This window comes from Dyella jejuensis (assembly GCF_044904675.1).
GTDB lineage: Bacteria > Pseudomonadota > Gammaproteobacteria > Xanthomonadales > Rhodanobacteraceae > Dyella_B > Dyella_B jejuensis.
Genome location: NZ_JADIKJ010000002.1, coordinates 132,594 through 145,108 on the forward strand (window position 1 = coordinate 132,594; position 12,515 = coordinate 145,108).

A 12,515-nucleotide genomic window follows, 5' to 3' on the forward strand; every position below is an offset into this window, starting at 1 on the left:
CTCTGGCAGTGTCACGGACATAACCGGGAAATAGTATGTTTCCCGGCCAGTTAAGTCAACCGTGCGGCAGCATGGCAAGCTTGCCGCAGACCGGTTCCCGGCCTTGGCCGCGGGGCTTTGCCTGAACCATCCTGCATACGGCAGACTGCCGTCCTACCTTAGCCCGAGCCGACTGCCTCAGTGGATACCTATCTTACGTTCGGCTTGGCCATCTTGTTGATTTTGCTTGCGATAGCCCTCGCGGGAACGTTCCTGCTGCGCCGCCTGACCCGCCGCACCACCAGTTTGAAGCAATTGCTCGAACTGGCCGACCGGCTGGAGGCGGACCTCAAGTCCTGCCGGGCCCGGCTGCAGCAGGCCCATGCCGTGATGTCGCTCAATCCGGACCTGCCTGCGGCCAGCGAACAAGAGGCCGCCCATGCCGTTGATGCAGGCCTGCGGGCGCTGCTGCAACAGCGAATCTGGATTCGCGACCACGCGCCGACCGCCGGCCAGAAAGAGCTGGATGCCGCCATCCGCTCGATGAACCAGACCCGCGACCGCCTGCGGCCCCTCCTGCAAGCGCTGGGACAGGCCCAGAGCGAGCTCGACAGTGCCATGCGTGAGCACATCCGACCGGATTCCTCCCGGCCATGAGGCGCCAGCTAGTGCTCGGCTCCACTTCACGCTATCGCGCCGAACTGCTGCGCAGGCTCAGCCTGGAGTTCGAGCTGAAAGCTCCCGGCACCATTGAAAGCACGTGCGCAGGTGAACCACCTGCCGCACGCGCCATGCGGCTGGCCACGGCCAAGGCGATCGACGCCAGCGCGGGGCTGCACGATGCCCTGGTGATTGGCTCCGACCAGGTCGCCGAACTGGATGGCGTATTGCTGGATAAACCTGGCTCGGTGGAACGGGCCCGGGCCCAGCTGAAGGCGTGTTCCGGCCATGCGGTGAATTTCCATACGGCGCTATGCGTGTTCGATACGCGCAGCCGGCGACAGCACACCCACCTCGATCTCACCCGGGTGCATTTCCGCCCGCTGAGCCCCGAGGAAATCGTCCGTTATGTCGAGCGCGAACAGCCGCTGGATTGTGCGGGCAGTTTCAAATGCGAGAGCCTGGGTATCAGCTTGTTCCACCGTATCGAAACCCATGATCCGACCGCCCTGGTCGGGCTGCCGCTGATCGCGCTGGCGCAATTGCTGCGCGAGGCAGGAATCGAGGTGCCTTGAGACCTACTCTCCGGCAGATGCGTCACTTGCAGCCATGCAATGCTCCGATGGCATCTCGCCCGCGGTCGGCTCTTTGCCGATGCGGCCTCGGTAAAAGGCCACGCTTTTGCGACCGTCATAGAGGTCCAGCCGCTGTGCCGGCTGCAGATTTTTCACCCGCGCGCACAGCGACTCCAACCACGGCCCGCGCTCACGCTCGCGCAACGCGCGCTCATCGACCACCAGCAATATCGGCGCGCCAGCATGCGACCGGCGCAATGCGCCCTCATCGGTCTGCCACCAGGCCAGTTGGGGCGCGCGTCCATATTTCACGTTCAACGGGCTGTCGAGCGCGTAGATCGGACGTTGCCTGTCGAATTGAAAATCCAGCTCGGCCGCCAACATGAAGTTGTCCGCCACCAGGATCGCCGGCTGCCGCGCCAGCTGCGCCTTGGCGATATCGGCACTTTCCCGCCATCCAATAAAGGCAGCCGGCAAGGCGCGCGCCGCTCCCAGCCATGGCGCGGTGCCGGGATAAGCCGCCAGGCCGAGATAGAGCAAACCTGCCGATTGCGCCAGCAAGGCCACCCCGGCGCCGGCCATGGCCACCAATCGCCACCCACGCGACGCAGTGGCTTCGCGCAACAACACTGGCAGCGCCGCCAACAACGGCAAATAGCCGGGCAGCGGCCAATGCACGCGAAAGCGCTGGTCGTCCGCAAACAGGCCCGCCACGAAATAGATGACGATAAAGCCAAGCGACAGCCAGGCGATCACGTCCCAAGGACCTCCCAGGCGACGGCGCCAACACTGCCACGCCGCCCACAGCAGGCAGGCATACAACAGTGGCGTGCAGGTAACGGCCTGCTCCAGCGGCTGCACCAGCGTGTCGGCATGGAAGCGCCACGGATTGCGTTCGACCAATTGGAACGCCAGGCCCGCGCCATGTTGCTGCCAGTTGGAAACCAACAATGGCAGCAGTCCGATCGCGGCAATCAGCATCGCCAGCCAAAAGCCGCCCCGGCGCCATTGGCGCCGACCACGCGGCGTCAGCAGGCAAAGCAACCCTCCAGCGAGCATGAACATGGCCGCGCGGTAATGGCTCATCCAGCACACCGCGAGCGCAACGCCCAGCAACAACCAGTCGCGCCAACGATTCTCATCCATCGCACGCAGCAAACCGAGCATGGCGGCGGCGCCTGCCACCGTGAGCGGCACGTCCGGCAGCGCCATCACACCCAGGCTGCCAGCCAGCGGCAGGCACAGGCATAGCAACCCGGCCTGCCATCCTGTACGCGCATCAAAAGCGCGCCGGCCGAACGCCACCAGCAACCAGGGCAGGCCGCTTCCCAATAACAGGAAAGGCCAACGCATGCCCAGCACGCCATGGCCAGCCACACTTTCGCCCAGGCGAATCAACCACGCGGTCAACGGTGGGAGGTCGCTATAGCCCCAGGCTAGATGACGACTTTCCTGCCAATAGAACGCTTCGTCGCCGAGTGGCTGCAAGATGGCCGCGAGCGCCAGCTTCAGCACCAGCAGGCACAGGAACACGACGAGGAATGCCGCTCGCCAGCGCGCGAGGCTGGCGACTACACTGGAGTCACTCCCCACTTCTGCCCTCTCCTGCCACGAACTCATGTCAGCCATCACTCCGCTTCGTGATGAAAACCTGCAACGGCGTTTGCATGCCGCCATTGCCCAGGTCAACAAGGTGCTGCTCGGCAAGGCACGTCAGGTCAAACTGGCCTTCACCTGCCTGGTTGCAGGCGGCCATCTGTTGCTGGAAGACGTACCCGGCGTCGGCAAGACCACGCTTGCGCACGCACTGGCCGCCAGCTTCGCGCTGGAATTCCAGCGCGTGCAGTTCACCAGCGACCTGCTGCCTTCGGACATTATCGGGGTCAGCATGTACGAGCGCGAGACGGGGCAGTTCCGCTTCCATCCCGGGCCGTTGTTCGCCGGCTTGCTGCTGGCCGATGAAATCAACCGCGCCACGCCGAAAACGCAGAGCGCGCTGCTGGAAGCGATGGCCGAGCGGCAGGTGACCGTGGACGGCCAGACTCACACCTTGCCCGAACCGTTCTTCGTGGTAGCCACGCAAAATCCGCTGGACCTGGCGGGCACTTTCCCGCTACCCGATTCGCAGCTCGACCGTTTCATGCTGCGCGTGTCGCTCGATTACCCGGACGCCAGCGCCGAACGCGAATTGCTCACGGGTAGCGATCGCCGCGACCTGCTGACGCACCTGACGCCACAGTTGGACGCAACCTGCCTCACCCTGCTGCACCGGCAGATACAAACCATTACGGCCAGCCCGGCACTGCTGGATTACCTGCAGGCGCTGCTCGCCGCCAGCCGCCGGCATCCCGATATCCGGGTCGGGCTTTCACCACGCGCTGGCCTTTCCTTGCTCGCTGCTGCGCGCGCCTGGGCGATGCTCAGCGATCGCGGGCACGTGTTGCCAGAAGACATCCAAGCGTTGTTCGTTCCGCTGGCGGCGCACCGGCTGGTCGCATCGCGGGGTGCCAGCGGCGATGCGCTAGCGCGCACGCTGTTGAGCGAAGTCGCCGTCGACTGATGCGGCATCCGCTCCATCGCCTGCAGCAATGGGCGGAACGCCGCCTGCCGGCGTTGACCCGGCATCGCCGGCAGGAAGCGTTGCCGATCCAATTGCATCGGCGGCGCATTTATATCGTTCCGACCGGTTTCGGCATGGCGTTCACCGTATTGCTGCTGGTAATGATGGTCGGCAGCCTCAACTACTCCAACAATGCGGCGCTGCTGCTCACTTGCCTGCTTGGCGCGGCGACGTCGATCAGCATGCTGGTGGCGTTTCGCACGCTCAATGGATTGCGCGTGCGCGGCCTGCGCGCCAGCCATGCGATCGCCGGACAACCGATCGAGGTGACCTTCGACTTCGAAGCGCTGCGCCTGCGCCAGGCGGTCCAGTTGGATATCGCCGGCGGCACGCATGCATTCGATGTCGATGGCCGCGTCGATATCACCGTAGGCATCGCCACCGAGCGACGGGGCTGGTTGCCGTTACCGCGTTTTCGCATCTGGACCACCTGGCCGTGGGGATTGTTTCGCGCCTGGAGCTGGATGCATCCGCACTACGCGATGCTGGTCTGGCCGCGGCAGGAACTATCCGGCCCCGGTCCGGCACTGCCGATCGACGCTTCGCGCCGGCAACGCCTGCATCGCGGCGAAGACCTGGCATCCCTTCGCGATTATCGCAGCGGCGACTCGATGCGCCACGTGGCATGGAAAGCCAGCGCGCGTCATCAGAACCTGCTGGTGAAGGATTACGAGCAACCCGAAGCCCGGCAGGAATGGCAACTGGACTGGCGGCAGCTGCGCGGACTTGATAACGAAGCACGCATTGCACGCCTTGCCCGCTGGCTGGGCGAAGCGCAGACGCAGGGGCATGCGTGGAGTCTGTGGCTGCCCAGCGAAGCCATCGGCATTGGCAGCGGAGCCGCTCATTATGCACGCTGCATGACCGCGCTGGCCTTGCTGCCATGATCGGCTTCTGGCGAAGGACACGCCACCGCGCGCAACCGCGCCTCGGCGAACGCAGCTTTGACCTGCTGTGTCTGAGCACTGCATTTGTCCTGGCGGTACACGCGGCCCACCTTCCTTATTGGCTCGGCAGCATCCTGGCGCTGGCGCTGGGCCTGCGCTGGTGGCAACGCAGATATCGCCCGGGCCGCGTTCCGGGGTGGTTGAAAACAGCCATGCTGGCAATCCTGGTCGCGGCAATCATCCTCGACTACGGCAATGTATTCGGCCGCGAACCGGGCTCCGCGCTGGCGTCGGGACTATTGGTGCTCAAGCTGACGGAAAGCGAGTCGCCGCGCGATGCGCGCGTTGCCGCGGCCTTCGCCTGCTTCCTGCTGATGGCGGCGCTGCTGTTCGGCCAAGGAATGATCGCCACGCTGGTGGTGGCCCTCGGGCTGCTGCCTGCGCTGACCACGTGGCGCTCGCTGGAACCGACCCAGGTAGCAACGCCACTGGCTCGCCAGTTACTCCCCGCGCTCGGGATGCTCGCCGCTTCGCTGCCGCTGGCCTTGACGGCGTTCGTACTGGTGCCGCGCTTGAGTTCGCCGTTGTGGGGGACGTCGAACCAGCAAGCGGCACGGACCGGGCTAAGCGATCAGATGTCGCCCGCGGATTTCACCGAGCTGCTCACCGACGACAGCGCCGCCATGCGCGTGAGCTTCGATGGCCCGCCGCCGACGCAGAAGCAACGTTATTTCCGTGCCTACGTGATGTGGAATTACGACGGCAGGGCGTGGCGGCCGCTCGATTTTCCCGCCGACACGCCGGCCACCCTCGAAGCGCAGGATTCGATCGGCTACCGCATCAGCCTGGAGCCCACCCACCAGCGCGTATTGCCAACGCTCGATGTGCCGCTTGACGCACCGGCGCAGTCGCAAATGCGTGCGGACAGGGAAGTATTTGCGAACAAGCCGGTCGACGAAGCGCAGGACTACACGCTTCGCTCGACCTTGCATTATCGCTTTCAACCGGACCTCGACCGTGCCACGCGCCAGCGCGCGCTGCAGCTTCCCGACGGCTTCGATCCGCGCACGCGCGCGCTGGCGCTTCAATGGCGACGGCGCTTTGGTCGCAACGATGCCGCCATTGTCCAGGCCGCACTGGATCTGTTCCATGCTGGAGGTTTCAGCTACACCTTGGCGCCGGCGCCCTTGGGACGCGATGCGGTCGATGATTTCCTGTTCAACACGCGCGAAGGTTTTTGCGAGCATTACGCCTCGTCCTTCACGATCTTGATGCGCGCCGCGGGGATTCCTGCGCGGGTAGTCACCGGCTACCAGGGTGGGTTCTGGAACAATCTGGGCCAGTATCTGCTGGTACGCAATTCCGATGCGCACGCATGGAGTGAAGTGTGGATGGACGGCCGCGGCTGGACGCGCGTGGATCCCACCGCCGCGGTAAGTCCCCAGCGGATCAACCTCGGCGCCGCCAATTCCGATGGTGGGCAGCTGCCCTGGTATGAATCCGGCGCGCTGGAGTCGATACGTAATCATTGGGACATCGTCAACCGATGGTGGAACCAGGGCGTTATCGGTTTCGATGCGCTGCGTCAGCGCGGGTTGCTGACTCCGTTCGGCATCCGTGACGTTGATACCGGCATGCTGGAAAGGCTGCTGGCGATCAGCATGGCGCTGTTCGGTTCAATCGGGCTGTCGTGGGCGCTATGGCGTCGATCCGGGGGCGATCCGGTCCTCGCGGGCATGCGAACGCTGGAGCGCAGGCTTGCCCGCGCCGGAGTTATCCGTGGACGCAGCGAAGGACCGCGGAATTACTTCCATCGCGCGATCCGGGCGATGCCGGCACAACGCGCGGAGCTGGACCACTTGATGAGGTGCTATATCGAATTGCGCTACGCCACGATCAAACCTTCACCTGAATCCTTGCGCGCGTTCCGACGGGCGGTACGGAATTTCCACCCGCACCGCATGGTCTAATCCGAGCGCAACACTGTAGCATGCATCCGCCCACGATGGAGAAAACATCATGTCTCCCCTTTACCGAATCCTCACCCTCGCAGCGGCCTCTACCCTGCTGGCTGCCTGCGCCACGGTGCCGCAGCCGTTGCAGGGCACTTACACCAATGTCACCTCGGTAGGCGCCCAGCAGGGTGGCGCCAATGGTTCGCAAGTGCGCTGGGGCGGCGAAATCATCAGTACCGAGCCAGGCCAGCAATCCACCTGCTTCTATGTGCTGGGGCGTCCGCTGGACGACCAGGCCCGCCCCGTATTGGACAGCAGCAGCAGCCAGGGCCGTTTCGTAGCCTGCCGAGCGGGCTTCTATGATCCGGAAGTGTTCAAGCGGGGCCGCGAGATCACGGTCACCGGCGCGGTCCAGGGCGTCGTGACACGCAAGGTCGGCGATTACGATTACGCCTATCCGCGTGTCGAGGCGAACGTGATCTATTTGTGGCCGAAGCGCCCGATGGTCGTGAATTATCCCTATGGCCCAGGCTGGTACGACCCATTCTGGGGCCCCTATTGGGGCGGCCCTTATTGGGGCGGATGGGGTGGCTGGGGTGGCTGGGGTGGTTGGGGCGGCGGCTGGTACGCACCAAGGGTAATCGTCGTGCGCCATCGTTGACCGATCCGTCACCCATGAAAACGCCGGCTATCACGCCGGCGTTTTTTTACGCCAGTGTTTCGAGGATCAACCCGGCGGCCAGGTTAACCGACGACCTGCGAGCAAATGCACATGCAGATGGAACACGGTTTGTCCACCGTGTTCATTGCAATTGACCACGGCACGATAACCGTCCTTGTCGAAACCTTCGCGCTTGGCGTAATCGGCCGCGGCGAGCATGAGCTTGCCGAGCAGCCCGGCATCGGCCGCAGTGGCGTCGTTCAAGGTAGGCAACGCCCGTTTGGGCACGAATAAGACATGTACCGGCGCCTGCGGATTGAGATCCTTGAACGCCAGCACGTCATCGGTTTCGTAGACGATCTCGGCCGGAATTTCGCGGCGAATGATCTTGTCGAAAATGGTGTCGCCCATGAATGTGCTCCCTTAAGTGCATGCCCATCAGTCCAGGGATTGCCGGCTGCCAAATGCGTGCGCCAGCGTACCGCGATCTACGTATTCCAGCTCACCGCCAAGCGGAACGCCGTGTGCCAGGCGCGTCGGCCTGATCCCCGCGGCACGCGCAAGTTGCGCCAAATAGTGTGCGGTAGCCTCGCCTTCCACGGTGGGATTGGTGGCGAGGATCAGCTCCTCCACTTCCCCTTCCGCCAGCCGTTCGCTCAACAGGCCCAGGCCCAGCTCTTCGGGCCCCAGGCCATCCAAAGGCGAAAGGCGTCCCATCAGCACGAAATATTGCCCGCGATAACCGGTAGCCTGCTCGATCGCGGCCAGGTCGGTGGGCGATTCCACTACGCAAAGGACGTGGCGGTCCCGGCTGCTGCTCGCGCAGATCGCACACACCGAGGCTTCGCTGAAATTACGGCAACGGGTGCAGTGGCCGATTTGCTGCATTGCCTGTTGCAGTACCGCGGCGAGTTTCAGGCCGCGCTCGCGTTCACGCTCCAGCAAATGAAACGCCATGCGTTGGGCGCTTTTACCGCCCACTCCGGGCAGGCAGCGCAACGCTTCGATCAGATCGTTGAGGAGCGACGATGTATTCATGGGCTATCGGCTTCTTCTCCCTGGAAGAGGTTGAGGTGAGAAGACACGCCCGCGATAACGATTCGCGGCGCAGGATCCTTCGTCTACCGTCTCCCAACGTAAGCGAGGGAATGCCGTGCAAGCCATCAAAAAGGCATCTTGAGCCCGGGGGGCAGATTCAGCCCGGCAGTGACGCCGCCGAGCTTGTTCTTGCTCGCCTCGGCAACCTTGTTCACCGCATCGTTGATCGCGGCGGCGACCAGGTCTTCGGCCATTTCCGGATCATCGGCAAACAGCTTGCGATCGATCTGCACGCGGCGCACTTCATGCGCACCGCTCATCACCACGCTGACCAAGCCGCCGCCAGCACTGCCGGTGACCTCGAGCTTGGCGATTTCCTCCTGCGCACGCTTCATATCTTCCTGCATGCGCTGGGCCTGCTGCATCAACTGGCCAAGTTGTCCTCTCATGACATGTGCTCCGGAATATAGGCGTCAGAGCGCCCTCAAGACTCAATGGGTTTGATGGACTGCGGCACGACACGCGCGCCGAATTCACGTTTCAGTGCCTGCACCAGTGGATCGCCTTCGATCGACGCCTCGGCGGCCGCTTGCGCTTCACTGCGCGCCACCGCGGCGCGCGCCGCTGGCGTATGTACGGCGCCATGGCTGTCGCTGATGAAACGCAACCGTATCGGCTCGCCCAGGACTTCGCTCAGGCGATCGGCGATCTGGCTGACCATGGGTTCCACTGCCAGATGCATGTAGGTCGGCTGCAACGCCAGCACCAGCGTATGGCCTTCGCGTGCATGCAGGGCGGAGTTCTGCGCCAATTGGCCGAGCGGACCGCGCAGGTCGGCACGCTGGATCAATGCTTCCCAATCAGGCAACCCGCCGACATCGGCGATACGTTGCACCGGCGTGGATGGCACGGCAGGAACCCGCTCGACAGCAGGTTGGGATGACGGCACGCCGGCAGGCCGCGCAGCCGCCTGCGCGGCGGCTGGTACGGACGAGGGCGCGGCTGCCCGCGGCTGTGGCGATGGCGCGGCAGGCGCCGAGCGCTGATGTCCACCGCCCGACGGGGGCGATGACACGTCGTCCGACGGGCGAAATGCCAGCATGCGCAGCATGGCCATTTCAAACCCGGTCCGCGCATCGGGCGCCAGCGACAGATCGCGGCGACCGGTCGTGGCGATCTGGTAGTAAAGCTGCACATCTTCGGCGGCCAGCCGTTCGGCCAGTCCAGGCAGGGCGCTATCGTCGCCCTCGCCAGCGTCCGGCTGATAGCCGGGTACCAACTGGAGCAACTGGATACGATGCAAGGACGCGGCGAGGTCGTCCAGCACGCTGCCGAAGTCCGGCGAAAACGAGGCGATGCGCGCGCACTCGGCCAGCAAGGTCTGACCATCGCCCGCCGCCAGTGCCCCGAGCAATCCCAGCACCTGCCCTCGCTCGACGCTGCCGAGCATGGCTCGCACGTCATCCGCCTTCAGCGAGCCACCGCCATAGGCGATAGCCTGGTCCAGCAGCGACAGGCCGTCGCGCAACGAGCCATCCGCTGCGCGCGCGAGCTCGCCGATGGCCGGATCTTCGTATTCGATGTGCTCCGCGCCAAGGATATGCCGCATCTGGCGGGAGATCTGGTCAGGCAGCAGCCGCTTGAGATTGAAGCGCAGGCAGCGCGACAGCACCGTCACCGGGAGTTTCTGCGGATCGGTGGTGGCCAGCAGGAACTTCACATGCGGTGGCGGTTCCTCCAGCGTCTTCAACAAGGCGTTGAAGGCTGGCTTGGAAAGCATGTGCACTTCGTCGACCAGATACACCTTGAAGCGTCCACGCGCCGGCGCATATTGCGCGTTCTCGATCACCTCGCGCACATCGTCCACGCCGGTATTGCTGGCCGCGTCGATCTCGAGCAAGTCCACGAAGCGGCCGGCATCGACAGCCGTGCACACCGCGCATTCACCGCACGGATCCGCCGATTCGCCGCGCTCGCAATTGAGCGACTTGGCGAAGATGCGCGCGATCGTCGTCTTGCCCACGCCGCGCGTACCGGTGAACAGGTAAGCGTGATGCATGCGTCCGCTGTCCAGCGCGTTGGTCAAGGCGCGCACGACATGTTCCTGACCGACGAGTTCGGCGAACTTGCGGGGGCGCCACTTGCGCGCGAGTACCTGATAGGACATGCGTTAAAGCCAGTTGGACCAGAACCCGATTGTGCCAAGTCGGCCGGGGCAAGTCATGCAAAGCGGCAAGAACCGCCCAGGCACGCGCTGAAAGGCGGCGGCCCCGCCAGCCACACCCCGGCACCCGAGTCATCCACTACCGTTGCTTCCTTCCGGACCTGGCGGGGTTTGCGGACTATCGTCGCGGGGGGACCGACGGGGCCACCATAAGAGGTGGGCATCGAAGCCCGAAAACGGCACTGCTTCTTGCGTGCCAGTTCAACGAATACTGGCGGAGAGGGCGGGATTCGAACCCGCGATACGGGGATAAGCCGTATACACACTTTCCAGGCGTGCTCCTTCAACCACTCGGACACCTCTCCGCACGCATCAAACCTCTTTACCGTCACAAGGCCGGCAAAGAAGCGGAAGGATAACGGCTGGGCCTAGCGCAGACAAGAGAGAAAGCTCAGCCGGCATCCAGCCTGGGCGGCGGTGGCGGCGCCAACGCCACTCGCTCGCCAGTACCGGCAATGCGATAACCGCGCGCCGCCAGGGCAGCACCGTCGCCGGCACTGCCGTAGTGATACAACAACAGGCGCGCGCGGAGAACTTGATCGTATTCGCGCTCGATATCGTCGATCCCCGTATGCGAAGGATTGCCGACCAGACCGCAATCGTGGGCAACCAGTTCACCGTCGCCCGCATACTGCGCCAGCATTTCAGGAATCGGACGTGTATCGCCAGTGAAGACAAAACTGCCTTGCAGGGCCAGTCCGAACGACGTACCCGGCCGGTGATGGCGCGTGGCGAACACGTCGAACCACCATCCGTCCAGCCAAAAGCCGCGCGAGCACGGCACCAGCCGGAATGCCTCCCAGTAGTTCACGCCGCCCTCGGCAAGCGCGCCGGGATAATCGGCCACGCGCGCCTGCAGCCAGGGAACCAGTGCCGCATGGGTGAACACGCGCGTCTTGCCGCGCAAGGCCTCGTGGAACCACAGGCGCGTAAACAGTCGCTCCAACCCGCCTACGTGGTCCATATGCGTATGCGTGATGTAGAGCGCGCGGGGCGGCTCGCCGTAAGCTGCCAGGTAGCGGTCCAGCGTGTCAGGACCGCAATCGATCAACAGCACCGGCCGGCCATCGCGTTCGAGCACGGCGGCAGACGAACCCAGCTCCACGGCATGCGCGGCCCCGGTTCCCAAAAAGTGCAGGTGCCAGTTCATGCGCTCAGCGTTCGCTCGTAGCCATACATCAGGGGTGTCCAGATTGTCTGCTCAAATCTGGCCGCGCCTTCCGCCGCCGCGCCCAGCTTGAACAGCGAACGGCGCAACCGTAGCAGGTTCGCCATGCGCCAGCCTTGGGCCGGCAACCGCAGGCGACCGCGGTCGAAGTCAATCAGGTGAAGCATTGATGGACCCACCAGCACGTTGTGCGCATTCAGATCGGCATGCCAGACGCCCGCGCGATGGAAACGCCCCACCAGCGCGCCAACCTCCTGCGCCAGCTCGGCATCCAGGCGTCCTGCGGCCAGGCATTCGGCCAGGGTCTGCGCATTCGGAATCCGCCGTGTCATCAGGTCGGCGCGGTAATGAAGACCGGCGCGTCGGTACTGTGCCGCTACCACCTGCGGCACGGGCAGTTGCAGTTGGGCCATGGCCTGCAACAGGCGGAATTCCGCGAAACCGCGCGTGCGATCGGCACCGGTCCATAGATAGCGGTCGCCCATCACCCTGGCCACCATGCCGCCACGCCGGTAGTGGCGCAGCACGCACTCTCCAGCCGGTGTCGCGACCATGGCCACGCCGCCGCGACCGCCGGCCTGGGTGTTCAGTGCGGAACGTTCCCGCCAGTAGCCGGGATCGAACCAGCGGCCGTCGACTTGTGGCGACAGGCTGGCGTCGAACAGAATCGCACCTTCGGCATCTTGGCGCAGTTGTTCGTGCATCGGTGCTGCCACGCTCCGTCTCGATTCATTGCCCGGCAATTCTA

General features: G+C 64.3%; 13 protein-coding genes, 1 tRNA gene and 1 other RNA gene. 6 read left to right on the top strand and 9 right to left on the bottom strand.

Annotated features, from left to right (window positions below):
• The first annotated feature begins 180 nt into the window (after window positions 1–180).
• Entirely contained in the window at window positions 181–636 is a 456-nt protein-coding gene (locus ISP15_RS02295; RefSeq protein ID WP_404544646.1) for a hypothetical protein, read from the top strand.
• Window positions 633–1,214 carry a Maf family protein gene (locus ISP15_RS02300; protein WP_404544649.1) on the top strand — a complete coding sequence of 194 codons (582 nt, stop codon included), beginning with the start codon at window positions 633–635 and terminating at the stop codon, window positions 1,212–1,214. Before ISP15_RS02295 ends, ISP15_RS02300 begins: the two co-directional genes overlap by 4 nt.
• Window positions 1,215–1,217: 3 nt before the next feature.
• Here the strand turns inward: ISP15_RS02300 and ISP15_RS02305 are convergent, their stop codons facing one another.
• Window positions 1,218–2,834 (bottom strand): ArnT family glycosyltransferase, encoded by a 1,617-nt coding sequence (locus tag ISP15_RS02305; RefSeq protein ID WP_404544651.1) that lies wholly within the window; start codon window positions 2,832–2,834, stop codon window positions 1,218–1,220.
• Between ISP15_RS02305 and ISP15_RS02310 the strand changes: the two genes are divergently transcribed.
• The 4 genes from ISP15_RS02310 to ISP15_RS02325 are packed head-to-tail and all read left to right on the top strand — an operon-like array spanning window position 2,833 to window position 7,337.
• Window positions 2,833–3,774, top strand: coding sequence for an AAA family ATPase (locus tag ISP15_RS02310; protein WP_404544654.1), 942 nt, complete (start codon window positions 2,833–2,835; stop codon window positions 3,772–3,774). The genes ISP15_RS02305 and ISP15_RS02310 overlap by 2 nt on opposite strands.
• A complete protein-coding gene (locus tag ISP15_RS02315) occupies window positions 3,774–4,721 on the top strand; it encodes a DUF58 domain-containing protein (protein ID WP_404544657.1) in 948 nt (315 codons plus the stop codon). The genes ISP15_RS02310 and ISP15_RS02315 overlap by 1 nt, the downstream gene beginning before the upstream one ends.
• Entirely contained in the window at window positions 4,718–6,691 is a 1,974-nt protein-coding gene (locus ISP15_RS02320; RefSeq protein WP_404544659.1) for a transglutaminase TgpA family protein, read from the top strand. The genes ISP15_RS02315 and ISP15_RS02320 overlap by 4 nt, the downstream gene beginning before the upstream one ends.
• A gap of 49 nt (window positions 6,692–6,740) precedes the next feature.
• A complete protein-coding gene (locus tag ISP15_RS02325; RefSeq protein ID WP_404544661.1) occupies window positions 6,741–7,337 on the top strand; it encodes a Slp family lipoprotein in 597 nt (198 codons plus the stop codon).
• A 66-nt stretch (window positions 7,338–7,403) separates the two neighbouring features.
• On the opposite strand, the gene ISP15_RS02330 is transcribed toward ISP15_RS02325, so the two are convergent.
• The 8 genes from ISP15_RS02330 to ISP15_RS02365 form a co-directional block, all read right to left on the bottom strand.
• Window positions 7,404–7,748 (bottom strand): histidine triad nucleotide-binding protein, encoded by a 345-nt coding sequence (locus ISP15_RS02330; protein ID WP_404544663.1) that lies wholly within the window; start codon window positions 7,746–7,748, stop codon window positions 7,404–7,406.
• 27 nt (window positions 7,749–7,775) lie between these two features.
• Window positions 7,776–8,375: a recombination mediator RecR gene (gene recR / locus ISP15_RS02335; RefSeq protein ID WP_404544667.1), complete on the bottom strand. Its 600-nt coding sequence runs from the start codon at window positions 8,373–8,375 to the stop codon at window positions 7,776–7,778.
• Window positions 8,376–8,500: 125 nt separating this feature from the next.
• Window positions 8,501–8,824 (bottom strand): YbaB/EbfC family nucleoid-associated protein, encoded by a 324-nt coding sequence (locus ISP15_RS02340; RefSeq protein ID WP_404544670.1) that lies wholly within the window; start codon window positions 8,822–8,824, stop codon window positions 8,501–8,503.
• A gap of 35 nt (window positions 8,825–8,859) precedes the next feature.
• Window positions 8,860–10,542, bottom strand: a complete 1,683-nt coding sequence (dnaX, locus tag ISP15_RS02345) for a DNA polymerase III subunit gamma/tau (RefSeq protein WP_404544672.1) — start codon at window positions 10,540–10,542, stop codon at window positions 8,860–8,862.
• Window positions 10,543–10,643: 101 nt separating this feature from the next.
• Window positions 10,644–10,740: signal recognition particle sRNA small type (gene ffs, locus ISP15_RS02350), an RNA gene on the bottom strand.
• Between the two features lie 71 nt (window positions 10,741–10,811).
• A tRNA-Ser gene (locus tag ISP15_RS02355) sits at window positions 10,812–10,904 on the bottom strand.
• An 86-nt stretch (window positions 10,905–10,990) separates the two neighbouring features.
• Window positions 10,991–11,749: an MBL fold metallo-hydrolase gene (locus ISP15_RS02360; RefSeq protein ID WP_404544675.1), complete on the bottom strand. Its 759-nt coding sequence runs from the start codon at window positions 11,747–11,749 to the stop codon at window positions 10,991–10,993.
• Window positions 11,746–12,471 (bottom strand): 3-deoxy-D-manno-octulosonic acid kinase, encoded by a 726-nt coding sequence (locus ISP15_RS02365; protein ID WP_404545315.1) that lies wholly within the window; start codon window positions 12,469–12,471, stop codon window positions 11,746–11,748. Before ISP15_RS02365 ends, ISP15_RS02360 begins: the two co-directional genes overlap by 4 nt.
• Window positions 12,472–12,515: the final 44 nt, after the last annotated feature.

Excerpts from the sequence above, each read along its gene's own strand:
- ISP15_RS02300 (WP_404544649.1), top strand. The coding sequence starts at position 633 with ATGAGGCGCCAGCTAGTGCTCGGCTCCACTTCACGCTATCGCGCCGAA.
- ISP15_RS02310 (WP_404544654.1), top strand. The coding sequence starts at position 2,833 with ATGTCAGCCATCACTCCGCTTCGTGATGAAAACCTGCAACGGCGTTTG.
- ISP15_RS02305 (WP_404544651.1), bottom strand. The coding sequence starts at position 2,834 with ATGAGTTCGTGGCAGGAGAGGGCAGAAGTGGGGAGTGACTCCAGTGTA.
- ISP15_RS02315 (WP_404544657.1), top strand. The coding sequence starts at position 3,774 with ATGCGGCATCCGCTCCATCGCCTGCAGCAATGGGCGGAACGCCGCCTG.
- ISP15_RS02320 (WP_404544659.1), top strand. The coding sequence starts at position 4,718 with ATGATCGGCTTCTGGCGAAGGACACGCCACCGCGCGCAACCGCGCCTC.
- ISP15_RS02325 (WP_404544661.1), top strand. The coding sequence starts at position 6,741 with ATGTCTCCCCTTTACCGAATCCTCACCCTCGCAGCGGCCTCTACCCTG.
- ISP15_RS02330 (WP_404544663.1), bottom strand. The coding sequence starts at position 7,748 with ATGGGCGACACCATTTTCGACAAGATCATTCGCCGCGAAATTCCGGCC.
- recR (WP_404544667.1), bottom strand. The coding sequence starts at position 8,375 with ATGAATACATCGTCGCTCCTCAACGATCTGATCGAAGCGTTGCGCTGC.
- ISP15_RS02340 (WP_404544670.1), bottom strand. The coding sequence starts at position 8,824 with ATGAGAGGACAACTTGGCCAGTTGATGCAGCAGGCCCAGCGCATGCAG.
- dnaX (WP_404544672.1), bottom strand. The coding sequence starts at position 10,542 with ATGTCCTATCAGGTACTCGCGCGCAAGTGGCGCCCCCGCAAGTTCGCC.
- ISP15_RS02360 (WP_404544675.1), bottom strand. The coding sequence starts at position 11,749 with ATGAACTGGCACCTGCACTTTTTGGGAACCGGGGCCGCGCATGCCGTG.
- ISP15_RS02365 (WP_404545315.1), bottom strand. The coding sequence starts at position 12,471 with ATGCACGAACAACTGCGCCAAGATGCCGAAGGTGCGATTCTGTTCGAC.